Below are 1,176 nucleotides of genomic sequence, written 5' to 3' on the forward strand. Positions count from 1 at the left end.
GCCTGGGTGGTTGCAGAGGCGGCCAGCCATGCGGATGAGGCCGCCGATGCGCTGCGGGCAGCAGATGAGGCAGTGGATGCGCTGAAAGGGATAGAAGAAGCAGCAGAGATCGCAGGGAGGAGTCGCAAACCGCCAATAGTCATCGGAGAAAACATGAAGCGGGTAGAAGCATATGCTCAGCAAGTCGGGGCCCAGACGATCAATGATTTCATCCCTGCTGAACGCTGGAGTATGGAGGCCAATGAGGCATGGATCAGGCAAATGCGTGCCGAGGGCAGAGAGATCATTGACATCGGCCCACATTTCGAGCGGCGTTTATGGCGGGTCAAAGCCGGTGAACGCCCCGATTCTCCGGCCTACAATCTGGAGCGGCGCATCCTACAGGGATATGAGGGGTATCGGAAGGTCTTTCAACGCAGCGGGAAGTACTGGGGCGGTGTGCCCGGTCTTGATTGGGAGTAGCGCTATGAAGACAGAACTGCAACGACTCTTTCTTGAAGAGGTTCAGAAGAATTTCGGTTTCTTGCGACCAAAATTCAAGGGGCCTTTGATTAGCGAGGGATACTTATCACTGACGGTGGCATTTGTAGGTGAGAACTTGGCCATAGAGTTCGTGCTGGATGAACGAGATGAGGATGTCTCCTGTTACATAGCCCGAGTGATCGAGGGAAAACCTGCTCCCTTTTGGTCTGTTGACCCTCAGGGTAAGCGGGTACGAGGCCACTTTTATGCCTTGCTAGTGGATCATGGCTTTCGGGGAAAACTATTCACTGTACCCCCTGGCCTATCGTTTAGAGAACAAATTCCAATCATACTCGCCGGATATAAGCAAGCGTTGCAAGAATATGGGAAAAAGGTGTTGGAAGACGACCCTGAGTTTTTGAACGTTCAAAGAAAGTGGTAGCGTCGAATGTGGTCGGCATAGCACTGCCCAGCGGTGGGACTCCGCCCTGGGTCTCTACGACTACCGGGCCCGGTTCTACCATCCAGTGCTGGGGCGGTTCGTGCAGGCGGATACGGTGGTGCCGGAGCCGGGGAACCCCCAGGCGCTGAACCGCTACGCCTACGTTACCAACAACCCGCTGAGATACACCGACCCCAGCGGGCGCTGGCTGGAGACCGCCTGGGACATCCTGAACATCGGCTGGGACATCTACGAGGTCTACCGCGACCCTG

The 1,176-nt window shown here is 55.9% G+C and carries 3 protein-coding genes; all 3 read left to right on the forward strand.

Annotated elements, in window-relative coordinates; all coding sequences use genetic code 11:
- Positions 1 to 462 (forward strand): hypothetical protein (locus ABJK56_RS06100; protein WP_347243775.1); only part of this gene is annotated, 462 nt, incomplete at its 5' end.
- Positions 463 to 466: 4 nt separating this feature from the next.
- Positions 467 to 904 (forward strand): hypothetical protein, encoded by a 438-nt coding sequence (locus tag ABJK56_RS06105; protein ID WP_347243776.1) that lies wholly within the window; start codon positions 467 to 469, stop codon positions 902 to 904.
- 46 nt (positions 905 to 950) lie between these two features.
- Positions 951 to 1,176: RHS repeat-associated core domain-containing protein (locus tag ABJK56_RS06110; RefSeq protein WP_347243777.1), on the forward strand; the 226-nt coding region annotated here is incomplete at its 3' end.

This window comes from Thermogutta sp. (assembly GCF_039793925.1).
Taxonomy (GTDB): domain Bacteria; phylum Planctomycetota; class Planctomycetia; order Pirellulales; family Thermoguttaceae; genus Thermogutta.